Source organism: Capnocytophaga granulosa ATCC 51502, assembly GCF_000411115.1.
Taxonomy (GTDB): domain Bacteria; phylum Bacteroidota; class Bacteroidia; order Flavobacteriales; family Flavobacteriaceae; genus Capnocytophaga; species Capnocytophaga granulosa.
Genome location: NZ_KE150255.1, coordinates 269,670 through 292,469 on the forward strand (window position 1 = coordinate 269,670; position 22,800 = coordinate 292,469).

The 22,800-nt window shown below is 43.1% G+C and carries 22 protein-coding genes; 8 read left to right on the top strand and 14 right to left on the bottom strand.

Annotation, left to right across the window (positions count from 1 at the left end; translation table 11 throughout):
• The first annotated feature begins 139 nt into the window (after window positions 1-139).
• Window positions 140-1,036, top strand: coding sequence for an ATP-binding cassette domain-containing protein (locus HMPREF9331_RS08775; protein ID WP_016420617.1), 897 nt, complete (start codon window positions 140-142; stop codon window positions 1,034-1,036).
• Window positions 1,037-1,038: 2 nt separating this feature from the next.
• Entirely contained in the window at window positions 1,039-1,974 is a 936-nt protein-coding gene (locus HMPREF9331_RS08780) for an ABC transporter ATP-binding protein (RefSeq protein ID WP_016420618.1), read from the top strand.
• 250 nt (window positions 1,975-2,224) lie between these two features.
• Here the strand turns inward: HMPREF9331_RS08780 and deoC are convergent, their stop codons facing one another.
• Both deoC and trxA read right to left on the bottom strand, forming a co-directional pair.
• Window positions 2,225-2,854 (bottom strand): deoxyribose-phosphate aldolase, encoded by a 630-nt coding sequence (deoC, locus tag HMPREF9331_RS08785; protein WP_016420619.1) that lies wholly within the window; start codon window positions 2,852-2,854, stop codon window positions 2,225-2,227.
• 68 nt (window positions 2,855-2,922) lie between these two features.
• Entirely contained in the window at window positions 2,923-3,240 is a 318-nt protein-coding gene (gene trxA / locus HMPREF9331_RS08790; protein ID WP_016420620.1) for a thioredoxin, read from the bottom strand.
• A gap of 176 nt (window positions 3,241-3,416) precedes the next feature.
• Here trxA and HMPREF9331_RS08795 point away from each other — a divergent pair, with 176 nt between their 5' ends.
• Complete coding sequence (locus HMPREF9331_RS08795; protein WP_016420621.1) at window positions 3,417-4,211, top strand: IS5/IS1182 family transposase; 795 nt, start codon at window positions 3,417-3,419, stop codon at window positions 4,209-4,211.
• Window positions 4,212-4,227: 16 nt separating this feature from the next.
• Here the strand turns inward: HMPREF9331_RS08795 and HMPREF9331_RS08800 are convergent, their stop codons facing one another.
• Window positions 4,228-4,818 (bottom strand): hypothetical protein, encoded by a 591-nt coding sequence (locus tag HMPREF9331_RS08800; protein ID WP_016420622.1) that lies wholly within the window; start codon window positions 4,816-4,818, stop codon window positions 4,228-4,230.
• A complete protein-coding gene (locus tag HMPREF9331_RS12845) occupies window positions 4,815-5,957 on the bottom strand; it encodes an AAA family ATPase (RefSeq protein WP_040357307.1) in 1,143 nt (380 codons plus the stop codon). Before HMPREF9331_RS12845 ends, HMPREF9331_RS08800 begins: the two co-directional genes overlap by 4 nt.
• 453 nt (window positions 5,958-6,410) lie before the next feature.
• Between HMPREF9331_RS12845 and HMPREF9331_RS08810 the strand changes: the two genes are divergently transcribed.
• Both HMPREF9331_RS08810 and hemN read left to right on the top strand, forming a co-directional pair.
• Window positions 6,411-6,632 carry a hypothetical protein gene (locus HMPREF9331_RS08810; protein WP_016420624.1) on the top strand — a complete coding sequence of 74 codons (222 nt, stop codon included), beginning with the start codon at window positions 6,411-6,413 and terminating at the stop codon, window positions 6,630-6,632.
• Window positions 6,633-6,664: 32 nt separating this feature from the next.
• On the top strand, window positions 6,665-8,026 hold the full coding sequence (gene hemN, locus HMPREF9331_RS08815; protein ID WP_016420625.1) for an oxygen-independent coproporphyrinogen III oxidase: 1,362 nt from the start codon (window positions 6,665-6,667) through the stop codon (window positions 8,024-8,026).
• 32 nt (window positions 8,027-8,058) lie between these two features.
• Here the strand turns inward: hemN and HMPREF9331_RS08820 are convergent, their stop codons facing one another.
• The 4 genes from HMPREF9331_RS08820 to HMPREF9331_RS08835 form a co-directional block, all read right to left on the bottom strand.
• A complete protein-coding gene (locus tag HMPREF9331_RS08820) occupies window positions 8,059-8,397 on the bottom strand; it encodes a hypothetical protein (protein ID WP_009641759.1) in 339 nt (112 codons plus the stop codon).
• Between the two features lie 21 nt (window positions 8,398-8,418).
• On the bottom strand, window positions 8,419-10,836 hold the full coding sequence (gene thrA, locus HMPREF9331_RS08825; protein WP_016420626.1) for a bifunctional aspartate kinase/homoserine dehydrogenase I: 2,418 nt from the start codon (window positions 10,834-10,836) through the stop codon (window positions 8,419-8,421).
• Between the two features lie 500 nt (window positions 10,837-11,336).
• Window positions 11,337-12,158, bottom strand: a complete 822-nt coding sequence (locus tag HMPREF9331_RS08830; RefSeq protein ID WP_016420627.1) for a carboxypeptidase-like regulatory domain-containing protein — start codon at window positions 12,156-12,158, stop codon at window positions 11,337-11,339.
• A gap of 118 nt (window positions 12,159-12,276) precedes the next feature.
• The gene (locus HMPREF9331_RS08835; protein ID WP_016420628.1) at window positions 12,277-13,344 is read right to left on the bottom strand and encodes a porin family protein; all 1,068 of its coding nucleotides are present in this window, start codon (window positions 13,342-13,344) and stop codon (window positions 12,277-12,279) included.
• Window positions 13,345-13,600: 256 nt separating this feature from the next.
• Here HMPREF9331_RS08835 and HMPREF9331_RS08840 point away from each other — a divergent pair, with 256 nt between their 5' ends.
• Together HMPREF9331_RS08840 and HMPREF9331_RS08845 are read left to right on the top strand one after the other, a co-directional pair.
• Complete coding sequence (locus HMPREF9331_RS08840) at window positions 13,601-13,783, top strand: hypothetical protein (RefSeq protein WP_016420629.1); 183 nt, start codon at window positions 13,601-13,603, stop codon at window positions 13,781-13,783.
• 79 nt (window positions 13,784-13,862) lie between these two features.
• Complete coding sequence (locus HMPREF9331_RS08845) at window positions 13,863-14,063, top strand: hypothetical protein (RefSeq protein ID WP_016420630.1); 201 nt, start codon at window positions 13,863-13,865, stop codon at window positions 14,061-14,063.
• 93 nt (window positions 14,064-14,156) lie between these two features.
• On the opposite strand, the gene HMPREF9331_RS08850 is transcribed toward HMPREF9331_RS08845, so the two are convergent.
• A complete protein-coding gene (locus HMPREF9331_RS08850) occupies window positions 14,157-15,293 on the bottom strand; it encodes a trans-sulfuration enzyme family protein (protein ID WP_016420631.1) in 1,137 nt (378 codons plus the stop codon).
• A 281-nt stretch (window positions 15,294-15,574) separates the two neighbouring features.
• On the opposite strand from HMPREF9331_RS08850, the gene HMPREF9331_RS08855 reads away from it, so the two are divergent.
• Window positions 15,575-17,149 (top strand): phosphoethanolamine transferase, encoded by a 1,575-nt coding sequence (locus HMPREF9331_RS08855; protein WP_016420632.1) that lies wholly within the window; start codon window positions 15,575-15,577, stop codon window positions 17,147-17,149.
• 50 nt (window positions 17,150-17,199) lie between these two features.
• On the opposite strand, the gene HMPREF9331_RS08860 is transcribed toward HMPREF9331_RS08855, so the two are convergent.
• The 5 genes from HMPREF9331_RS08860 to HMPREF9331_RS08880 all read right to left on the bottom strand — a co-directional run bounded on the left by HMPREF9331_RS08860 (window position 17,200) and on the right by HMPREF9331_RS08880 (window position 22,739).
• Entirely contained in the window at window positions 17,200-17,979 is a 780-nt protein-coding gene (locus HMPREF9331_RS08860; RefSeq protein ID WP_016420633.1) for a class I SAM-dependent methyltransferase, read from the bottom strand.
• Window positions 17,980-18,291: 312 nt separating this feature from the next.
• Window positions 18,292-20,472, bottom strand: a complete 2,181-nt coding sequence (locus HMPREF9331_RS08865; protein WP_016420634.1) for a glutamine synthetase III family protein — start codon at window positions 20,470-20,472, stop codon at window positions 18,292-18,294.
• 101 nt (window positions 20,473-20,573) lie between these two features.
• On the bottom strand, window positions 20,574-21,278 hold the full coding sequence (locus HMPREF9331_RS08870; RefSeq protein WP_016420635.1) for a 3'-5' exonuclease: 705 nt from the start codon (window positions 21,276-21,278) through the stop codon (window positions 20,574-20,576).
• Between the two features lie 93 nt (window positions 21,279-21,371).
• A complete protein-coding gene (locus HMPREF9331_RS08875; protein ID WP_016420636.1) occupies window positions 21,372-21,584 on the bottom strand; it encodes a hypothetical protein in 213 nt (70 codons plus the stop codon).
• 255 nt (window positions 21,585-21,839) lie between these two features.
• The gene (locus HMPREF9331_RS08880) at window positions 21,840-22,739 is read right to left on the bottom strand and encodes a hypothetical protein (protein ID WP_016420637.1); all 900 of its coding nucleotides are present in this window, start codon (window positions 22,737-22,739) and stop codon (window positions 21,840-21,842) included.
• Between the last annotated feature and the right edge of the window lie 61 nt (window positions 22,740-22,800).

Here is a 22,800-nt window from a genome sequence, read left to right on the forward strand (position 1 = left end):
TCATGCCTATAATGAACTTATTGTTCTCTGCGAAAAGAGAAAGCAAATGTACCACTTTTTTTTGAGTTAAATATATTTTCACTAAAGTATTTTTTACGTAAATTTGCCCTTATTTTCTGTTTTATACCCACACACCATTATGGCTGTTATCGTAGAACACTTAACCAAACAATACGCGGGGCAACGCGTAGTGGATCATCTTGATTTTGAACTTCGCAAAGGCGAAATCACAGGCTTTCTGGGGCTGAATGGCGCTGGAAAAACTACCACGATGAAAATGATGTGCGGTGCCCTCTTGCCCGATGAGGGGGATGTTCGTGTCTTTGGCCATTCTATCCTCTTAGAGCGCGAGCAGGCACAGCAGCACTTGGGATATCTGCCTGAGCATAACCCACTATACCCTGATATGTATGTAAAGGAGTACCTCAGCTATGTGGCCAATATCTACCATGCGCCTCGAAAGAATATTGCCGAAAGTATCGCCCTGACACGCTTGGAGAGTCACGCCCACAAGAAGATACACACCCTCTCCAAGGGGTATCGCCAGCGCGTGGGACTGGCCGCAACCTTACTGCATGACCCCGATGTACTGATCTTGGACGAACCTACCAATGGCCTTGACCCTCAGCAAATTCTTGAGATACGACAAATAGTCCGCGATCTGGGACAGGAAAAGGTAGTATTGCTTTCCTCCCATATCATGCAGGAAATACAGGCCGTTTGCCAGCGAGTGATGATCCTACACAAGGGGAAGATTATCCTCAATGAGCCTATGGCACACCTACAGGACAAGGAACAGACCATAGAAATCCTCTTTGACTTCCGAGTGGAAGAACAGCTGTTGCGCCGTATCCCGCATATCAAGAGCATTCGCAACAACGAAGAGTTTTTCTTTACCCTTACTTTTGATACTCAAGAGGATATGCGCCCCAAACTCTTTGATTTTGCTACAGAGAATGGGCTGAAAATCCTACAGATGAACCATCGTCATACCGACCTAGAACAACTATTCACCGAACTTACTAAAGCTAATTAACTATGAACTCACCACTTTTACAGATCACCAACCTAAGCAAACAGTACGGCAAGCAATGTGCCCTCTCTGACGTATCTCTGGAGATTCCACATGGAAGTATTTTTGGGCTATTAGGGCCTAATGGAGCTGGGAAAACAACCCTTATCCGTATCCTTAACCAGATTATTTTCCCTGACGGAGGAGAAGTACGCTTGGACGGAGAGCCACTAAGCCCCGCACATATCTCCCATATAGGTTATATGCCCGAAGAGAGAGGCCTTTATAAGAATATGACCGTCAGCGAACAACTCCTATACTTAGGTCAACTCAAGGGGTTGAGTCGTCAGCGTGCTGAGGAGCAATTGGATTTTTGGCTTAATCGCTTGGAGATAGCCCATTGGAAGGGAAAGAAGCTACAGGAGCTTTCCAAGGGTATGGCCCAGAAGGTGCAGTTTGTCGCCACGGTACTTCACAGGCCTAAGCTACTGATTTTTGACGAGGTATTCAGCGGTTTAGACCCTATCAATGCGGAGATTATCAAGGATCAGGTGCTTTACTTGCGCGAGCAGGGGGCGACCATTCTCTTCTCTACCCATCGTATGGAGTCGGTAGAGAGCTTGTGTGATCATATTGCCCTACTGGACCGCTCCAAGCTACTACTTAGTGGAGAGCTAAAGACTATCAAACGACAATTCCAAGAGGACACCTACGAAGTAGGAATTATCCCCAACGAAGGTGTCTCTTTCGAAGAATTCAAAAGTCGTTACCAAACTACTGCTGCCCAATTCCCTACCATTCACAACGAAGAGAAATGGTTGGTACACCTCACCAAAGAGCAAGACCCTCATCAGGTGCTGTTCTACTTAGCTGAAAGGGGCAAAATCACCCACTTCAACCAGCAAATACCCAGTGTCAGTGATATTTTTATACAGACCATTCAATCAGTGAAGAGTGAATAGTGAATAGTGAATAGTGGTTAGTGGTTGTGGTTAGTGATTAACGCGAATCAATAGTAGAAAAACAATTGTATAGTCAAATTCGTTAAGACGCAATAAATTGCGTCTCTACGGATGACTACGCTCATCAGGAGTTATCTTAGCCAGCGCATGTGTAGAGACGCAATTTATTGCGTCTTAGAAAGTTAGCAAAGAGAGCTTTTAACTATTGATTCGCTTTTCTAATTAAAAACTCAAAACTCAAAACTCAAAACTATACCAGTATTGCCGAAGCCCCGATACGGCTTACCCCCAAGGCGATATATTGTAAAGCGGTTTCCCGATCGCGAATACCCCCTGAGGCTTTGATCAGCGCTTTGTCGCCTACCACTTCCTTGATCAGCTGTACATCGGCAAGGGTAGCCCCTGCTGTACCAAAACCTGTGGAGGTCTTGACAAAGTCGGCACCTGCCTCTACACAGAGTTGGGAGGCTAAGCGTTTTTGCTCATCGGTAAGATAGCAGGTTTCTATGATGACTTTCAGCACTTTATCGGCTGTTTCTTTCTTGAGTAAGGCGATTTCGTCTCGTACCTTAGCCGTCTGTCCTGAGAGGAGGAGACCCAAGTTGATCACCATATCGATCTCATCGGCACCCTCGGCCAAAGCTATGGAAGCCTCATGCAGCTTGCCCTGAGTGCTCATAGCACCCAAGGGGAATCCCACTACAGTACATACTTTCACCTCAGCGCCTTTAAGCTCTTGGGCTACCAAAGGGACATAACCACTATTGACACAGACTGAGAAAAAGCCATATTGGCGTGCCTCTTGGCAAAGTTTTTCTATTTGAGCAGGTGTTGCTGTTGCTTTAAGAAGCGTATAATCAATATATTTTGCTAAGTTCATGGTTGAAATTTTAGAAAAAAGGCTACCTGATATACAGATAGCCTCATAACCTTATGAATTTTAATAAATTATAGAAGTGAATCTAAGGCATCGGTATAGGTTTTCTTAGCTGCAACCCCCACTTGGCGGCCTACAACTTCTCCGTCTTTGAATACCAATACGGTAGGGATATTTCTTACCCCATATTTGGCGGCAAACTCTTGGTTGTTATCCACATCCACTTTGCCTACCACTACTCTACCCTCGTATTCAGTAGCAAGTTCTTCAATCACTGGGCCTAGCATACGGCAAGGACCACACCATGTTGCCCAAAAATCTACTAATACAGGTTTATCACTCTTGAGTACTACTTCGTCAAATGAAGCATCAGTTATTTGTAATGCCATGTTTTTTAACTTTAAAAATTATGAATGCAAAAGTACGAAATTTTCCGTAGAAAAAGAACGGTTTTTTTATAGATTTTTTCTATGAAGCTGTTTAAACTTTTTCCTATAATAAAATAAAAGTTCCCGAAAATTAGTAATTTTGTGTTTGAAAAAAAGAACACCAAAATTCAGGAACTTTGGGCAAAGATACAATAAATAATTGGATTATTCCCTTTTTAAGTGTAGGAAAAAGAGGATTTAAAAGTAATTTTGATTTAGCTTCAATATTTTTATTGATTCTCAAGAGATTAAAAACAGGGGTACAATGGAGAGAACTTCCAATTGAGGTCTATTTTGAAAAAGGAGAAATCTCTTGGCAAAATGTCTATTACTACTTCAACAAATGGAGTAAAGACGGTAGCTTTCAGCGAATATGGTTAAATCTATTAAGCAAGAAGAAAAGAAAGTTAGATATGTCTTGCGTTCAATTGGATGGTAGTCATACACGTTGTCGTCAAAAAGGAGCGTCAGTAGGTTATCAAGCAAGGAAAAAAGCTGTAACCACCAATAGTGTTTTTTTGTGTGATAATAAAGGGCAAATGATAGCAATGGGAAGCCCTAAAGCAGGAAATCACAATGACTTATATGAAATAGAAGAAGTACTAAAAGAAAACTTAGCTTTATTAGAAGAAGCAGGAATAGAGTACAAAGGTCTGTTTCTCAATGCTGATGCAGGATTTGATAGCAAATCTCTTAGAGAGTTTTTAGAAAGCAAAGAAATTATAGCAAATATTAAACCTAATCCCCGAAATGGAGAGCAACCAGATGTTTATTTTGATGAAGAATTGTACAAAAATAGGTTTAAGATTGAACAAGCAAATGGTTGGCTTGACGGATATAAAGGTTTGATAATGAGATATCAGTATCTTGATGTAACTTGGATTGGAATGCTCTTATTAGGGTTTATATCCAAGTTCCTCAAAAAAGTTTAAACACGTTTATTATATTCTACTCATTAAAAGTAAATACATTATCACTTTTATACTCATAAAATTCAAATCCAAGTGCTGTGATATGGGGTGCTACTCCTTTTGAGCCATTCGTATAAGTATTAACCCTATTAAATGCACTAACAGCTCTCAGAGGTGCTATATCACTTGGCTTTTTATAGAAAAAGCAACAACATTTTTCTCTTTTGGCACTGATAAAAGTAGCTATTTGAGTCACTTCATTCAGTGTCCTTAAAGAAGCTAACAACTGCTGCTTAGCCTCTTTCCTTGCAATAGATATTCGTTTTCGCTTTTTGATTTCTCCTAAAACAAAATAATCATCAGCAGTACAAAATAAATCACATCTGCCTCTATCTTTTTGAAATATAGGATGATTAATAGCATCTATAAAACGCTCATAATCAATAACGGTGATTTCTAATTGCTCAGGATTTGAAAACTTAGCTGTTCCTGTGCTTACCAATGTTAGTCCCTGTCCTTCTATATCATCAAGCTCAAAATAGCTATCTTTTAGATGCAAGGGGGTAATTTCTGTGTCAGGTAAGTGGTAATGAGCTATTAAATCTTTCGTTAGTAAATCCTCTATCATAATTTATTTAATTCCTCGTATTGGTTGTAGATGTCATTAATAGTGTCGGACAGGCTATTGGTGTTTACTATTCGCTGTTCCTCAATAAGCAAGCTCTCCACGCCCCCATCTATTACTTGATAAACTGCCAGATTATCAAAATTTATATGAGCACCAGCTATGAATTGGTTCTTATCGTATGCCTTTATCAGCAGATTGAGGTAGTTGATAATATAGGGACTATGGGTTGAAAATACTAAATTTAGCTCGTTTTTGTTTTTTATAAAACAGGTAGCAATTAAAGCACTCATCAAATCGCATTGCGCATCAGGGAAAAGACTTAGCTCAGGTTCTTCAATATGCAAAGAGATATGCTTTTTCACCTCTCCCAAATTAGCCACAGGCTTAAAATCTGCAATTTTATCAATCTGACTTAAATAGTTTAGGATAGTTCGGTTAAAAGCCTCTTCATAGTCAAAATGATGAGCGAAATAAGTGGCAATGAGCAGCGAAGGAATAACATTCTGTATCCCTGAAGAGCTATCCTTCATATCTAATTCATAATTAGAGTTCTGAACTACATATCGCGTTCTGTTTTTTTCTTTTTTCACAGCAAATTGTAGGTCAAAAAAGGGAATATTAAGAGTTCTGAGCGTGTCAGAGGCTGCTATAAAATCATTTAAAACCTCTTCAAAATAATACCCCCAATTAGCTCCTGTGGGTGTTTTATCTGTCCATAATGGTATAAGGTTACGCGTTTCAGAGATAAAACTCAACTTGTTGTAGCGTAGGTCTTTTGTGGCTATTTCATCATTTATCTTTCCGAGCTTACCTTTTAAAAAGCTAATGCTGTAATGCCTTTCATCATCAAAACAAACGGTATAAGTAATTTCAGTATCTTTTTTTAAATATTTCTCAAAGCCACAGTTTTTTAGATAGGTCTCCATTCTAAAGCGGAAAGGGCTTTTTGATATTTTGCTACTTCTCAGATAAGCCCTAATATTATGCATCTTGTAGAGCCATCTAAAAAGAGTCAATACCTTCATAAAAGTACTCTTCCCACTGGCTGATTCACCAATGAGTACGGTTATAGGCTTTATCTCTTTGATATGTATCTCTTTTATAGCACCAAAATTCTTTATATGGATACTTTCTTTCATTACACAATATAAATTAGGCTGCAAAGTTACGAAAAATAATTTATAGAAGGGATTTTTAGTGATAATTCTAATACAAACACATCAATTTTATTTTGATTTGACTGTAAGTCTAATTATCCTTAACCTTATCTTTTAATTTAGAATACAAGGTTAAGAAGTATAGGACTTTTCAGTTGGAAAAACGTGCTATTTTGTGGACGCCTCTGCACTCACACGGAGGTTTATATAAACCTCCATGATGTAGTGCGGTAGCGAGCGCAAAATTAGATTTTTTTTGCCTATTGGAAAAATATTAGTACCTTTGCATCGTGAGTTAATCACAGAAATAAACGCAAAGTAATGAATTAAATTCCGTAACTAAATCATTACCTATTAGGGTTTTTACAAAACAAAATTAATTGTAAATGAGAAAGTTAGGAAAAAGCCTTATTCTTTTGCCTCAAAATAAATGATATGAACACTACTACATTACAAATAACCTTTACCAATACTGATCTATCTGTTTTTGAACCTCTTTTCAAAAAGTTCAAACTTAAAACCAAAGTTATACAAGAAGAAAAGGACGAAACAGAAATGACAAAAGAGGCCTTTTTTGCTAAAGTTGACCGTGCAAGGAAAGGAAAGATGATTCATATGAGCAGGGAAGAAATGAAAAAACTGATAAAAAACAATTAATCATTAATCATTGCTGGCATTAATCATTAACTATGTCTTCTTTATTTCAAAAATACAACGTACCAGGCCCTCGTTATACCAGTTATCCCACAGTACCTTATTGGGAAGATAGCTCCTATTCCTATGAAAAATGGCTCACTTCGGTACGGACTTCCTTTGCGGAAAGCAATAACACCCAAGGCATCAGCCTTTATATACACCTACCTTTTTGTGAGAGTCTTTGTACCTTTTGTGGCTGCCATAAGCATATCACCAAAAGGCACGAAATGGAAGACCCTTATATAAAAAATGTTCTCAAGGAATGGCAACTCTACTTGGCCGTGCTTCCTGAAAGGCCTCGAATCAAGGAAATCCACTTAGGGGGGGGTACACCTACTTTCTTTTCCCCTGATAACTTGCAATACCTTATAGATCGGATCTTTGAAGGGGCAGACCGAGCCGAAGGGTTCCAGTTCAGCTTTGAGGGACACCCCAATAATACCACCCATGAGCACTTGGAAAGGCTCTACGCTTTGGGTTTTACCCGTGTGAGCTATGGGGTGCAAGATTATTCACCTGTGGTACAGAAGGCTATTCACCGTATCCAACCCTTTGCCAATGTGGAGCGTGTTACCCTTCAGGCACGAGAAATAGGCTATAGCTCCATAAGCCATGACCTTATCTTTGGGCTTCCCTTCCAAAAGGAAGAAGACGTCCGCTATACGATAGACTGCACCAATAGCCTACGTCCTGACCGTATTTCCTTTTATAGCTATGCGCATGTACCTTGGGTAAAGGGTACAGGCCAACGTGGATTTGACGAGAATGACCTGCCAACGGCCGACCAAAAGCGACACCTCTATGAGATTGGCAAGCAACAGCTATTGGACAACGGCTATATAGAAATAGGCATGGATCACTTTGCTTTGCCTACGGACGAGATGTACGAATCCTTCGTAAAAGGTACGCTACACCGCAATTTTATGGGCTATACCGCCTCCAAAACCCAGCTGATGATAGGCCTAGGCATCTCGGCCATTAGTGATAGTTGGTATGGCTTCGCTCAGAATGTGAAGACGGTCAAGGAATATGAAGAAGTCTTGGCTACCGATAGGATTCCTGTGTACCGTGGGCATATCCTTTCGGAGGAAGACCTTATCTTGCGTCGCCATATCCTAAACCTCATGTGTCAGTTCCACACCTCATGGGAAGCCTCTCAGTTGCAATTCCCTGAAGTAGAAGCCGTCAAATCCCGCCTTGCAGAAATGGAAAAGGACGGCCTCATACGCATTCTCCCTCATGCCATTGAGGTTACTGATGCAGGCAAACCCTTTGTCCGCAATATCTGTATGGCTTTTGACCTAAGGTTACAGCGGAATGTGCCTACTACCCGTATTTTCAGTATGACGATATAAAATCTCTTAGAGAACACAACCCCAGAGACCTCTTAATCATCAAAGAGGTCTCTTTCTATTTCTTCCATTTCTATGATATCCAAGGCCTCCTGTAGGGTAGGACAAGCGATGAGTTCTTCGGGGAAATCATCTGGGTTATAGTGCTCATAGACTACCACAAAGGAATGTTCGCCCTCGGCACGTACCATCTCGGAGAGGTAGAAAAGTGCATCGAGCTGTTCCTCGTCCAGCTCAGTTACGCCCTCCAAATGGATAATGATATGGCAGGGTTTTAGAGTAGGATCCTTTAAAAGCTGGTTGGCTGTATCCAAGTTGATTTCCTCCGCATTGAGCTTTATGGTAGCAATGAGGTCTTTTTTGTGAATGTGCATACTAAAAGTGTTTAGAAAAGGTTATTTGTTTCCAATGATACGTAAGATGTCTCCGAATACTCCGCGGGCGGTTACAGCAGCTCCTGCCCCTGCTCCTTGGATCACAATCGGGTTTTCGCCATAGGACTCGGTGTATATCTCAAAGATAGAATCTGCCCCCTTGACCTGCCCTAAAGCACTGGTTACAGGTACAGAAACGAGCTTCACATCTAAGCGGGCGGTAGAGGTATGTGAGAGATCACCATGAAGATCACCTACATAGCGCAGTACTGTCCCTGCGGGTGCCTTATCCTTGATCTGCTGATAGATAGGGTCAAACTCCTTCAGGCGAGAGAGGAACTGCTCACGACTACCCTGGCGTAGGGCTTCAGGGATCAGGTTCTCAATAGAGACCTCTTCGAACTCGTTTTCCAAATCCAGTTCGCGTGCCAGAATCAGCAGCTTACGACCTACATCGTTACCGCAAAGGTCTTCACGTGGATCTGGTTCAGTATAGCCGCTATTAATAGCCTTCTGAAGAATCTCACTAAAGGGGGCATCACTGGCCGAATAGGTATTGAATAGAAAGCTGAGTGTCCCTGAGAAAATCCCCTTGATACGAGTGATGTTCTCCCCTGAGTGGTGTAGGAGTTTTATGGTATCAATCAGTGGCAAGCCCGCTCCTACGTTGGTTTCATAGAGGTATTGCTTTTTGTATTGGGCGAGGGTTTCTCTGAGTTTTTTATAGAAAGGATAACCAATGGTGTTGGCTATCTTGTTGGCTGAAACCAAGTCAAAACCATTTTCTACCAGTGGCAGATAGTTCTCTACAAAGTCTTTACTTGCGGTTACATCAATCGCTATGAGGTTCTCCAAATGATGTTGTTGTACTTGCGCTATAAATGTTCCTATCTGGTAAGGCTGCTTCTGAGTATCAAAGGCTGCATATTGCTCTGCGGAAATTCCCTTGTGGTTGAAGAGCAATTCTTTAGAATTGGCAATAGCAATGATTTGCAAGTTGATATTTCTACGCTTGAGGATATCGGTACGTGCCTCAAAGATTTGTTCAATAAGGGTGCCTCCCACGGTACCACGTCCGAAAATAGCCAAGTTGATACGCTTGGAGATTTCAAATATTTCGCCATGAATCACATTGACCGCCTTGGGGAGATCCTTCTTATGTACCACCACGCTGACGTTGCGTCCTGTAGCGGAGTTGTTAATCAGCAGCGGAATCACTTGATTGCGAATCAGTGCGTTATATGGCTTGTCAAAGTCGGCCAAGTTCTGTCCGACGATAGAAACCACGCCCACCTCCTGCACCAGACTTACCCCACTTACGTCGTGGCTATAGACATCCAATTCGAATTCTCGCTCCAAGGCCTGTTTGGCTTTTTGCGCATCCTTGTTAGCTACCAAAAAGCCGATACCACGCTCCGATGAGCCTTGGGAGATGATACTCACACTGATTTCGGCCTGAGCCAAAGCGCGGAAGATACGTGCATCTACCCCCACTTTTCCCAACAAGCCACGTCCTTCGAGGATTACCAAGGCGTAGTTCTCCAAGACAGAGATGGCGCGAATCCCTCCTATGTTATCCTTTGCCTCACAGATAAGCGTACCTGCATCATTGGGCTTGAAGGTGTTGAGAATACGCAAGGGGATTTTCTTTTCCAAGAGTGGAATAATGGTTTTGGCGTGTAGGATAGAGGTACCGAAGTTGGCCAGCTCATTGGCTTCCTCAAAAGAGAGTTGGCGGATAATCTTCGCATCGGGTACCAGTTCGGGATTGGCGGTAAAGATCCCATCTACATGGGTGTAGTTTTGGAGTTCTTCCGCTTCTAATATAGAGGCCAATATAGAGGCAGAGTAATTGCTACCGTTGCGCCCCAAGGTAGTGGTTTCCCCTGATGCATTGGCCGCAATAAAGCCTGTAACGATAGGGGTAACGTCTTTGGGGATTTGCGTAAAATACTGAATGGTACTCTTGGCCGAGCTGTCTTCTACCAGCTGTGCATTGCCAAAGTGACTATCGGTAACATAGAAGTGGCGGCTATCGGCAAAGATAGCTTTGACCCCGCGCTTGCGCAAAAGGTAAGAGATAAACTTAGCCGAGAGCACTTCCCCTTGTGCTAAGGCGTGATCTTTTATCTTGTCATTATAGTCACCCAAGAGAGAGACCCCATCAAAGATACGTTGTAGTATGGAGAACTCCGCTGAGAAGTCTATCTCTTCCCCAGCGATTTGGTATTGCTTAAAGGCTTGAAAGTCGGCCGAGATATCCTCGCCCTTGGCAGCACGCTCCAGCATGGACTCCAGCTGGTCGGTAGCCTTGTCACGGGCAGAGACCACCACTGCGATCTCTTGCCCTTGTTTTACCTTGTCGGTGATAATGGAAAGTACTGTCTCTAAGCCCTTTCCGTTGGCGAGGGACTTCCCTCCGAATTTGAGAACCTTCATAATCTAAAGTGAATAGTGAAAAATGAATAGTGAATAACGTGAGTTCGACGTAAGCAAAATTATATTTCTTCTCCCACAGATTCCACGGAAAGAATAATACAACTAAGCGTAACTTTTTTGATTTCCACGGATAAATAAGACCTTGGGTCTTATAACAATCCGTGCAAATCGCAGCGGTACAATTACACAGGCATAGAAAATCTGTGAAATCCGTGAAAATCAGTGGGAGCTTTCGTTATATCGAACTCATATTAAATAGTGCACTAACAAAGTGCAAATATACAAATTTTCTTTTATTCTGTCGTGAATGTAGAATTTTTTTTTACTAATATACCCATTTACCAATGAGATGATTTGCGAATAAACCCATTTATTCAAAACTAAATGGGACTGCAAAGATACAACATTTAACAGCGCCTTGTCAAGGAAATTTTGAGTTTTTAGTTAGTCGCTTTTCACTATTCATTAGTCATTAGTCATTAATCATTAGTCATTAGTCACTATTCATTGGTCATTATATAATCGTATCCTTTCACTGAAAAGGGGATTCCCAAGCGTTTGTTCAAGGGAGATATCTTTCCGTCGGAAAAACGAATATAGCACGTATTGACTGTAGAAGGGAAGATGAACCTATCGTAGTCCTTGCCTCGCATCTCAACAAATTGTATTCCTACCCATGCCTCACCTTCGGGCACGAAGACAGAGATTTTGCGAGTGAAAGTCTGCTTGGCCTTACTGGGGAAGACCTCTATATAGATAGGTTCTTTGAGCAAGGGGGTAAAGTTCTTATGTTCCTTATCCGTCTGATAGACTACCACGCGCAGCACTGCCATATAAAAGTCGCTACTATTTACATCTATGCTTAGCTCCGTTAGGCGGGCATCGTGCTTGAGAGAGAGGAAGTCGCCGATCTCGGCGTTGAGATACTTGCGATCGCTATTGGGTTCAAAACCGCTTTTCATCTCGCCATAGAGTGAGAAGATAGCAGGAATCCCCTTGCCCCTGATGGTGTAGTACTTAGGTTTTTGTAGGGTAAAAGAAGCCTCAGGCAGCTGTATATCAGCCTCCTGTAGGACTATTTTGTTCTGTATATCCTTGGCCAGTAGCACCTTACGCTTATAACTCAAGTGAGAAAAGTAGATGCTATCAGTAGGCACCGCAGAGAGCTGCTCTAGGGAGAACTGACCATATTCGTCTGTAATCAGCCCTTTGGAGGTGCCCACCACGCCTATATTTACATATTCTACAGGGGTACCCTTCTGGGAGACCACCTGCTGCTGCGCCAAACAAGGCAGCACAAAGAGGAAAAAGAGAAAACGCATAAATTAATGATTAATGGTTAATGACCAATGACTAATGACCAATGACTAATGACCAATGACTAATGACTAACGACTAACGACTAATCACTTGTCACTAGTCACTAATCACTAGTCATTATTATCGTCCTGCTCGTATACCTATCATAAAAGGATATTCGCTTGTGGTATTGCCTGTAAAGAGAGGAGCGAGGCTATAGCGAGCATAGAGGCTCCAGCCCTTAACCCCTATATGTGCTGAGAGACCATAAGTCCATAGATTGACATTTATATCCTTACGCATAATGGTCTTATAAGTATCTCCCTGCTGCTGGTAATTGACCTTTTGGTTGGCATCAAGCAAGAGGCCGACAAAAGCCCCTACCCCAAAGTACAGATTTTCATGGTTTTGGAAATAAGAGGTATTTCTATGTACCCCATCTTTGGAAAAATCCCATTCCAAATCCACTGGTAGCAGCAGGTAATGAAGGCGAAACTTTGACTTGGTCAGCTCCTGACCATAGGGTACCAACTGGGTATCCCCCCCTTGGCGGTCATAATAGTAATTGCCTCGTATCTTAAAACTCTGGTAGAGCCAAGAAAGCCCGAAGTTTAGGTGTAGGCGGTTGTTATTCTTTCTCAAGCGGAAATTGTTATAGATTCCCAGCTCAAAGGACTTAGACCCCAGCGGACTGAGACGCTTATCCCCGAACTGCTCTGCTGAAGCAAGGTTGAGTGCCCCCAAGGCGAGATAAGGAGAGTAGTAATCCGTTCTCCCCGCATACCTACGAAAATAGGTGTTGGTCTCTTGGCGTCGCGCCAAAGAGTCTACTTGTGCCATAGTCTTCTGGTGAGTCCGGGCAGAAGCTAAAGTATCAGCAGAGGTAAGAAGGCTATCGGCAGGCGACTCCTTTAGTGCCTTGTCCAATTGGCTTTGGAGGGTCTGAGCCTGTGCATAGATGAGCTGTCGGGTACGCTGCTTAGTGCGTACCCTGAAGTCTTCTTCCATCTGTTTGGCCTCTTCCTTGGAGATCTTCTGCTGCTCTAAGAGGTCTTCCACCGAAGCCAATTGCTTGTACAAATGAGCTTTTTGTGTGGCTACGATAGAATCCACCGCATACTTGCTCTTGAGGATATATTGTTCCAATGCGTTCTGTGCCCAAAGTGGAAAGGCCATTAAGAGGAGAGAAATGAGAGATAATCTTTTCATAATTGTCAATAGTTAATGGTTAATTATCAATGAATAATGATTAATAAAAGCGCAAAGCTACGATTTATTTATTAATTTTCCTATTTTTTTGAAGGAATTTTTTTATCACCTAATTATAAAAGAGGTTTTTCTTATAATAATCCTATTGACAATATGTTTATTAAGATTGATAGATAATAAAAAATAGTTAAAATTTCAAAGGATTGCTTTTTTGTGTATATCTTTGTAGGAGTAATTAACCCATAAGCATTCCATCATGAAAAAAGTATTAGCCCTTTCCTTGATAGTCCTATTTCCCTTTATCTTCCTCAAGCTCCCTAATGAGGAAGTGTCAGCTGGTGTATTAGCTCCTATTTTCTTTGCCCTTTTTGCCATTTCTTGTATCACAGAAATCTATAAAAGAGTAAAGCACAAAGAAGAAAACATAAAAAATTCTTAGAAAATTATTTGACTTTTGCTTTTAGAAATCGTACCTTTGCAAGACTAAGTTGATTTATCACCTTTTAATCTTATAACCTATGAAACCATTTTTAAGAAAAGATGCCAGAAGTTTTTACTTTGTGTTCTGTATAGTTTTCTTCTGCGCCGTTATTATCTATCGCTTAGTATATAGGGAAACCCCCTTACTGAACACTATCCTCTTAATCTTGACAGCGCTGCTCAATGTAGCTTCGGCAGGCTTCTCCCTCTATGAAGTGAGAAAAAGAGAGCTTAAATAGTAACAAATGACGAGTGACAAGTCACTAATCCTCTATGGTATTAGTCATTTGTCACTCGTCACTAGTCGTTTATCACTAGTCACTTGTCACTTGTCACTTTTCTAACGCTTGCTTAAAGTCGGCAATTAAGTCTTCTATATTTTCCAAGCCTACCGCCACACGTACAAGGGTTTGGGTAACACCACGGGCTACCTTCTCTTCTTCGGGGAACTCGGTATGGGTATGGGTACTGGGGTGCGTAACGAGTGTCTCTACGCCTCCTAAGCTCACTGCAAAAAGGGCTACCCGAAGCGCCTCAAAGAACGGCTTTACCTTCTTCTCATCCTTCATTACGAAAGAAAATACAGCACCTGCTCCCAAGGCTTGGCTCTCTTGGATAGCCTTACCTTTATTGCTTGGCAGGGTAGGGTAATATACCTTCTCCACAGCAGGGTGTCCCTCAAGGAACTCTATAAGCTTGAGGGTATTGGCTTGAGCATAGTCCATACGCACCTTGAGTGTCTTGATGCTACGTATGAGCAGCCAGCTATCAAAAGGAGAGATGAGTGCTCCTATGGCTACCTGAGCAAAACTGATCTTCTCGGCCAAGGCATCATCATTCACAACCACTGCTCCTGCAATAATATCATTATGTCCGCTGAGGTATTTGGTAGCACTATGCAACACCACATCTGCCCCTAGCTCTAAGGGACGCTGCAAGTAGGGTGAGAGGAAGGTGTTATCCACTATGGTCAGTAGTCCGTGCTGCTTGGCTATGGCCACTGTCCCGCGAATATCGGTAACATCCAACAGCGGATTGGAAGGTGTCTCTATAAAAATCCCTTTGGTATTGGGGCGTATGGCTTTTCGGATATTGTCCAAGTTGGTCGTATCCACATAGGTCGCTTCCAAACCAAATTTGGCGAAAACATCCTTCATAATACGGAAGGTGCCCCCATAGATATCCAAACCAAAAACAAAGTGATCTCCCGCTTCAAAAATGGTAAAAAGCGAGGTCGTAGCCGCCATGCCTGAGGAAAAACCAAACCCATGTCGGCCACTTTCCAGCTTGGCAATCAGGGTTTCAAATTCCTTGCGAGTAGGGTTGGAGACGCGACTGTACTCAAACTCCTGAGTCACTCCAAACTCATTAAGCGGGAAGGTAGAGGCCATATTGATACAGCTACCCCACTTCTCATTGGGGTCACCTATATTGCGAATCCCATGTATAGCAGTGGTTTCAAATTTCATACGATAGCAATTTAAAATAAATGTTTTTTTATAAAAAGTCGGTGCAAAAGTACAATTTTTTTCTGAATCTGCAAAATGAAAATATATTTTATTTTAATCAATGAAAAAATAGAATGTTTTAGGGTAGAAGTATAAAGGGTTAGAGGGTCTTAGCTACAATTCTTAATGCGAATAATGTTTTAACTGTTGATTCGCATTAAAAACTATTTTTTCGTACATTTGCACCACAAATAATTGCTATGAGAACTATACCCCTTTAATCCTATAACCCTATATTATTAATGACTAAACTCCGTTCTTTTTTCAGGCAATATGCCTTTGAGTGGCTATTACTCATCTTTTCGGTAGGGATTCCCTTTGCCCTGGATATGGGGCCTGCCTTCTATGGTATATTGGCAACCTTTTTTATTTTTCTTACCCTCAGAAGGCTCTCCTACTGGGCATTCTTTGCCGTATTCCTTTTTGTACTGATTACTTGTGTGCTCTTCCTGCCACAGATCATCTGGTTCGGGCATCCTCCTGCTACCATGATTGGAGCTTTCTTTGAAACAGACTGGCAAGAATCCAAGGAGTTTGTCCAGTCGCTTCCACTCTATTCCTACGCCTTTTCATTGCTTACCCTACTCTTTGGAGGCTATATCCTCTATTTAGGAAAAAAGAAGTCCTATGCTCGCAGCCGCAAGCAATCCATTGTTACACTTGTTATAGGTATATTGGCCACAGGGCTGACCCTCTATCGTCCTTTGGCTAAGATGAAAGAATACCACGCTTTCAAGTGGTCTGTCTCTCGTACCGCTATTGTAGCCTTTTACGCCTCTATCTATGACAATATACAGGAATACCAAGCTATGAAGAAAGAATTAAGCAAGGGGATAGAGGGCACCCCCACTTGGCAAATTAGCAAGGTTAGTCCCCCTTACCAAAACTATGTTTTGGTCATAGGCGAAAGCGTCCGCAAGGACTATATGCACCTCTATGGTTTCCCTCAGGAGAATACGCCCTTTTTGGACAAGGTGCATGGCACAATCATTGACGGCTATACCGCTACAGCCCCCAATACCACTACCTCTCTCTTGCGCTCCTTTGTACAGATGAAGGGAGAAAAGGACTTTGTCTATATCAACAATATCATCACTCTGGCCAAGGCTGCTGGCTTTGAGACCTTTTGGTTCTCTAACCAAGGGATCTCTGGCAATTGGGATACACCTATCGCTAAGCTGGCTTTCTTGTGCGACCATAAGGAATTTACCAAGAAGGGTGACTATGCCTCTATGAACTATCACGACAGTATTTTGCTGCCGCTTTTGCAACGAGCACTTCAGCAGAAAAGTCTTTCGCCACGCCTTTTTATCCTCCATACCATGGGGTCGCATGTCAATTTTGAAGCCCGCTTGGAGCATCCCATTCATTTTGACTATTACAACCGCAGGCTATCGGCTTATATCCAAACCATCGAACAAACCGATACCCTACTGAAAGGAATCTATGAAGCCCTACAGCGACAAGGTGCTCCCTTTAGTATGCTCTATTTCTCCGACCATGGCCTGATGACCCAGGATAGGGCATCCATGTTTGCCTCCCTTACCCATGGGGACACCTCGCCCAACAAGGCCTGTTATCGGGTACCTTTTGTACTGCTCTCAAGCGATGACGCTGCACATAAGGTACTCAAAGTAAACAAGTCGGCTTTTTACTTCTTAGACGGCTTTGCCCAATGGCTCGGTATACAAGAGGCTTCTCTGCGCCCCAACTACGATTTTCGCTCCACAGAAAGCGATACCCTAAAGGTCTTTAACCAATATGAAAATGTGCCCTTCGAAGGATTGAAAGAAGACGAGATAGTGACTAGTGACTAGTGACTAGTGACAAGTGATTAGTCGTTAGTCACTTGTCACTTGTCACTAAATTAAGGTTTTTGGGCGATAATGGCCACTGCATCTAGGTTCTCTTGGTGCTTGCGGAAACAGGCCTTCATCTTCTTGACCCGTTTTCTTATCTCAGGGAAGCGTAGCAGGTTGAAAGTAACCAGCAGTACCCTGAGCCAGCCTTCGTCCTGAATCATACGGCTACGCTCCAAAAGCAGCATGGGGTTGTGTTCTACCTTGATTACCTTAAAACCTTGTTCTTCCAAGAGAGCTGTCCACTCAGCTGTTGTCATAGGGCGGGCATGTACACGAATGGTCTCGCTTAGCTCCTTGAATAGGTCTTCCTTAATCTCTTCAGAGACCTCATCGGGCTTGATACCCAGCTCATGTATACCATAATAGCCGCCACTCTTGAGGATACGGAAAGCCTCTGCTATGATGGCCTTTTTCTGATCAAGAGGCTGCATGGTGAGCATAGCCTCGCCATATACCCTATCGGCATAGGCATCGGGGAGGGTGCTTTGAGCAGCATTGGCATTGATGATCTTCGCCTTGTCGTACTTGATACGTTTGCGTGCAATGGTAGCAGCCTGATCATTCAGATCCACTCCTGTATAGCTTTTAGGACGATAGCCACAGGCAATATTGGCCGTAAATCCCAAACCTGGGGCAAATTCCACTATATCATCTTCGGGAGTAATTTTAAGCCCCGTAATAAGTTTTTCGGTGAGTTCTCTCCCCCCTGGGCGCAAAACACGTTTGCCCAATTTGGCGAGCATCCAGTGCCCCTGGTGCTCATTGAACTTATTTTCAGTATTCATAATGCATGATTTTTCATGCCACAAAGGTACGAAAAAAGACCGAATAATCTTTATTTATTTTAAACAAAAACAACGATTAATGACAAGTGAATAGTGAAGCAAATCAATAGTTAAAAAATATCTGTATAATCTAATTCGTTAAGACGCAATAAATTGCGTCTCTACGGATAACTACGCTCATCAGGAGTTGTCTTAGCCAGCGTTAGGGTAGAGACGCAATTTATTGAGTCTTAGAAAGTTAGCAAATAATATTTTAACTATTGATTCGAATTAGTGACTAATCACTAACAACTAATCACTAATCACTTGTCACTAAAAAAGTAGTTCTCTATACTTGGTCATTGTCCAAAGCTCGTCATCTACCATCAGTTCCAGTTTGTCGCAGTGGCGGCGGATTTGCTCAAAGAAGGGCTTAATCTCTTGGCAATAGGCCTGAGCTTTGGCCTCCAAATCAGCAAGCTTATTGATGCGCTTGCGTGCCTCTACCATTTCGGATACCTTGCTATGGATGCCCTTGATATGTTCGGAGATATGCTCTATAAGGTCTAACTGCTCGAAGGCTACTTCTTGGAAGTGCTCACCGAAAATCTCCTTAAGTCCTCTCACGTTCTCTATCAGTATATTCTGGTAGCGCACCGCAGTGGGGACGATATGGTTACGGGCTATGTCTCCCAATACACGTGCCTCTATCTGTACGGTCTTGATATACTCTTCCAAGGCAATATCGTAGCGGGCATGTAGCTCCACAGGGCTGAGTACTTGCATTTCCGTAAAGAGGGCGATGGCCTTCTCGGAGATGTTCTCTTTGAGGGCGTCGGGGGTAGTCTTGTGGTTGCTTAGGCCACGTGCCTTAGCTTCTTCTTCCCAAGCCTTGCTATAACCATCTCCCTCAAAGAGGATAGGCTTGATACTCTGGGCATAGCCTTGTAGTACCTTGAGAATGGCATCTTCCTTCTTCACTTTCTTATTACCCACTTTAAGCAGCGCATCTACCTCCCGCTTGAAGTCGGTCAGCTGCTTGGCCACCATGGTGTTAAGCACCATCATGGGCTTGCCACAGTTGGCATTGGAACCCACGGCACGGAACTCAAACTTGTTACCAGTAAAAGCAAAAGGCGAGGTACGGTTGCGGTCAGTGGTATCGAGGAAAAGGTCGGGGATTTTGCCCACTACATTGAGCCTTAGCTCATCCTTGTTCTTCTGGATAAAGTCCTTGCCCTGTGCCTGTTGTAGGCCGTCAAGCACTTGGGTCAGTAGTGCCCCTATGAAGACGGAGACAATCGCAGGAGGTGCCTCATTGGCACCCAAGCGGTAGTCGTTAGTTGCCGAAGCTATCGAGGCTCTCAAAAGAGGTTCATACCTATGCACAGCCTTGATCGTACAGAGGAAGAAGGTGAGGAACTGTAAGTTGTTAGAGGGTGTTTTGCCAGGGGAGAGTAGATTGACCCCTGTATTGGTCACCAGCGACCAGTTGTTATGCTTGCCAGAGCCATTGACTCCAGCGAAGGGTTTTTCATGGAAGAGTACGGCAAAGCCGTGTCGTTCTGCTACTTTGCGCATCAGGTGCATCAGTAGGGCATTTTGATCTACTGCGAGGTTGGCCTCGGTGAAGATAGGTGCCACTTCGAACTGACTGGGTGCCACCTCATTATGTCGGGTCTTAACGGGGATACCCACCATAAGGCATTCCTGTTCCAAATCGCGCATATAAGCCAGCACGCGGGAGGGAATAGCCCCTAAGTAGTGGTCTTCGAGCTGTTGCCCTTTGGCTGCCTCGTGCCCCAAGAGCGTACGCCCTGTGATGAGCAGGTCAGGGCGGGTAGCCATAAGGGTTTTATCAATAAGGAAATATTCCTGCTCACACCCTAGGGTGTTGGCTACGCTCTCCACCGTAGGGTCAAAGTAGCGAGCAACCTCCGTGGCGGCCTTGTCCACAGCCGTGAGGGCTTTGAGTAAGGGTGTTTTGTTGTCCAAAGCCTCTCCTGTATAGGCAATGAAAATGGTCGGGATACACAGCACTGACCCATAGACAAAGGGAGGAGAGGACGGATCCCAAGCCGTATAGCCACGTGCCTCAAAGGTATTGCGAATGCCCCCATTGGGAAAGCTGGAGGCATCGGACTCCTGTTGTACTAATTGGCTGCCAGAGAACTGTTCTATGGCACGGTTGCCCGCGATAGGCTCGAAAAAAGCATCATGCTTTTCGGCCGTACCCCCAGTGAGGGGTTGGAACCAATGGGTATAGTGAGTAGCCCCGCGGCTGATCGCCCAATCGCGCATGGCTGTGGCCACCTGATCGGCCACATGGCGGTCTATCTTGCAGCCCTTGCGTATGGAGGCCATCACACTCTCGAAGGCCTCGCATGTCATACGCTGGCGCATTGCCTCCTCATGGAAGACATTGCAGGCAAATAGCTCCGAAGCACGGCCTCTCTCGGCCACCTCTACGGGTTGCTTCTTTTGCACTTCAGCTAAGGCAGTAAAGCGTAACATATATTGATAATTAGTTTTGAGTTCTGAGTTTTGAGTTCTGAGTTCTGAGTTCTCTATCGCTCTGCAAATATACGAAAATAATGACAAATGATAATCACTTGTCATTTGTCTCTTGTCACTATAAAAATTTCTTCTTCGCTAAGCAGTGGTTCGCCTCGCATCCTTAGCAGGATTTGGGCAACGGTGAGGGTGTCACGCTCGCAGTAGCGGCGGATACGCGCTATATCCTGCTCTACATAATATACGCGCATGACTTCGCTGCCGTCTATGTCGTCCTTGGGGGAGGGAATCCCCAGCGTATAGGCCAGGAGCTTAAGAGAGGTGTAGTGCTTGTAGTCGCCAAACTTCCACAGTTCCAAGGTGTCCAAGTGAGGTACCTCCCAAGGTTTCTTACCATAATATTGTAGCATCTTAGGGATAGGCAGTCCCTGCACCAAAAGGCGGCGGGCTATAAAGGGAAAGTCAAACTCCTTGCCATTATGGGCAGCCAGCAGATGGTGCAGCCCACTGAAGTGCTCCTGCAAGAGCTTAGAGAAGGCTACGAGAATCTCTGGTTCCTCTCCCGAAAAAGAGCGTAAGCGGAACTGTCGCTTGCCGTCGATTATTCTTAGATAGCCTACCGAGATGCAGACAATCTTGCCAAACTCCGCCCATATTCCCGCTCGAGGGTAGTAATCCTCGGCCGAGGTCTCCCCACGTATATAGCGCGTCTTCTCCTCCCATAGCACTTGCGCCTCCAGTGGCGCCTGGCTATAAGAGGGGTATAGGGGAACGGTTTCTATGTCTAAGAATAGGATATTTGTCAATTGTTAATTGTTAATCATCATAATGACCATAACAAGTAAGCATCAAGACTTTCTTTTCTTCATTTCAGTTCTTTTACTTTTCTATGTACTTCTTCACTGCTGATACCTACATCCTTGTTTTGCTTGTTCTCTTGCAGCAGCTATCTTTCTAAGATCCTCTGCAGTGAGGTTATCATCGTCCTGTTGATAGTATTTGGCTATATTTATCAGATGATTATATTCCTCTATTGGCAATACTGCATAGAGTGTATTTCCCTGTTCATCTGTAAGAAAGCGAGGAGTCGCAAGTGGTAATACTGTTGGCATAATGATTGATGATTAATTCTCCCGCAAAGATACAACATTTAATAACAAATAGCAATATACACAAAAAAATAAAAGAGAGCTTGCGCTCTCTTTTACCAATTCTAACCACAAAATCTAATATATGAAAAACAATTTATTTCCCCTTTGTTTTCGGGTGCAAAGGTACGACAATTTCCTCTCATAACAATAGATTTGTATCATTTTTTTCTATTCTATTATAGAATTTATCAATAAAAGAATCAGCTAATTGACGAATTAGAACTCAATGGTTGTGGCTATGACAACATTCTCTTTTTCATTACCTTGAGGTTGTATCTCTTTCCCTTGAGCATCCTTGAGGGTATAGGAAAGGGTATAGGCCCCTGCTTTAGGATAAGTAACTTTTCCTCTGTAGAACTTGTCCTTATAGCTGAGTGTAGTGGTAGAAAGTTCCTTTCCGGTAGCATCTTTTACAGCCACTCCCACCGTAAGTCCTTCCACTTCAGGGAAGTTTTCCTTGCTTTGCATCTTCCAAATACCCAATACCAAGTCATTTTCTCCTACCTTAGGGTGCTCTGGTGCTATCACCGCATAGATATGTTTCTGTCCCTTAGGATTTCCTCCTTCAGTAAAGACTCTGAAGTTATGCACCTTTCCTAAGGCTTTGTTGGTCTGTGGTTTTACCTCAAAGTCCAAGCGCTTAAGCTCGTAATCCTTACCAGCTACCTTAAAAGTAATAGTACCAAACCACACCCCTGAAGGGCCTGTTACCATTTGGAAGAGTGCTTGAGACTTCCATACATTACCTTCTTTGGCCAAAGCAGTATGGGGGCAAGTATGGGTGAAATCAACCTCTTTAATAAAACCTCCTTTGCCATCACCCTTGAACATATTCATCCAAGGGGTAAAGGTAGCCGCTTCCAGAGCTACTTCCTTACCTGAGGCATCCAAAACAGAAAGAGTTAGGTCGTTATAGCCCATGACAAAAGTGCCTGTTGTATTTTGTAGGCGTACGGTATAGGCCTTTTCTTTATCATCTGTTTTGGCCTCAGCTACAGTTTTAGGTGCTTCTGGTGTAGGCACTGGGACGGGTGCGGGCTTATCATCATCTTTTTTACAAGAGAATAGTGTAGCAACAGCCATAGCTACTACCAAGATATATTTGAATTTTTTCATTGGATTTTAAATTTAGAATTAATTATAGGTTTATGGAATTCATTGGTTATAGGGTTGTTGT

Coding starts and splice junctions, on each gene's coding strand:
- HMPREF9331_RS08775 (WP_016420617.1), top strand. CDS start 140: ATGGCTGTTATCGTAGAACACTTAACCAAACAATACGCGGGGCAACGC.
- HMPREF9331_RS08780 (WP_016420618.1), top strand. CDS start 1,039: ATGAACTCACCACTTTTACAGATCACCAACCTAAGCAAACAGTACGGC.
- deoC (WP_016420619.1), bottom strand. CDS start 2,854: ATGAACTTAGCAAAATATATTGATTATACGCTTCTTAAAGCAACAGCA.
- trxA (WP_016420620.1), bottom strand. CDS start 3,240: ATGGCATTACAAATAACTGATGCTTCATTTGACGAAGTAGTACTCAAG.
- HMPREF9331_RS08800 (WP_016420622.1), bottom strand. CDS start 4,818: ATGATAGAGGATTTACTAACGAAAGATTTAATAGCTCATTACCACTTA.
- HMPREF9331_RS12845 (WP_040357307.1), bottom strand. CDS start 5,957: ATGAAAGAAAGTATCCATATAAAGAATTTTGGTGCTATAAAAGAGATA.
- HMPREF9331_RS08810 (WP_016420624.1), top strand. CDS start 6,411: ATGAACACTACTACATTACAAATAACCTTTACCAATACTGATCTATCT.
- hemN (WP_016420625.1), top strand. CDS start 6,665: ATGTCTTCTTTATTTCAAAAATACAACGTACCAGGCCCTCGTTATACC.
- HMPREF9331_RS08820 (WP_009641759.1), bottom strand. CDS start 8,397: ATGCACATTCACAAAAAAGACCTCATTGCTACCATAAAGCTCAATGCG.
- thrA (WP_016420626.1), bottom strand. CDS start 10,836: ATGAAGGTTCTCAAATTCGGAGGGAAGTCCCTCGCCAACGGAAAGGGC.
- HMPREF9331_RS08830 (WP_016420627.1), bottom strand. CDS start 12,158: ATGCGTTTTCTCTTTTTCCTCTTTGTGCTGCCTTGTTTGGCGCAGCAG.
- HMPREF9331_RS08835 (WP_016420628.1), bottom strand. CDS start 13,344: ATGAAAAGATTATCTCTCATTTCTCTCCTCTTAATGGCCTTTCCACTT.
- HMPREF9331_RS08840 (WP_016420629.1), top strand. CDS start 13,601: ATGAAAAAAGTATTAGCCCTTTCCTTGATAGTCCTATTTCCCTTTATC.
- HMPREF9331_RS08845 (WP_016420630.1), top strand. CDS start 13,863: ATGAAACCATTTTTAAGAAAAGATGCCAGAAGTTTTTACTTTGTGTTC.
- HMPREF9331_RS08850 (WP_016420631.1), bottom strand. CDS start 15,293: ATGAAATTTGAAACCACTGCTATACATGGGATTCGCAATATAGGTGAC.
- HMPREF9331_RS08855 (WP_016420632.1), top strand. CDS start 15,575: ATGACTAAACTCCGTTCTTTTTTCAGGCAATATGCCTTTGAGTGGCTA.
- HMPREF9331_RS08860 (WP_016420633.1), bottom strand. CDS start 17,979: ATGAATACTGAAAATAAGTTCAATGAGCACCAGGGGCACTGGATGCTC.
- HMPREF9331_RS08865 (WP_016420634.1), bottom strand. CDS start 20,472: ATGTTACGCTTTACTGCCTTAGCTGAAGTGCAAAAGAAGCAACCCGTA.
- HMPREF9331_RS08875 (WP_016420636.1), bottom strand. CDS start 21,584: ATGCCAACAGTATTACCACTTGCGACTCCTCGCTTTCTTACAGATGAA.
- HMPREF9331_RS08880 (WP_016420637.1), bottom strand. CDS start 22,739: ATGAAAAAATTCAAATATATCTTGGTAGTAGCTATGGCTGTTGCTACA.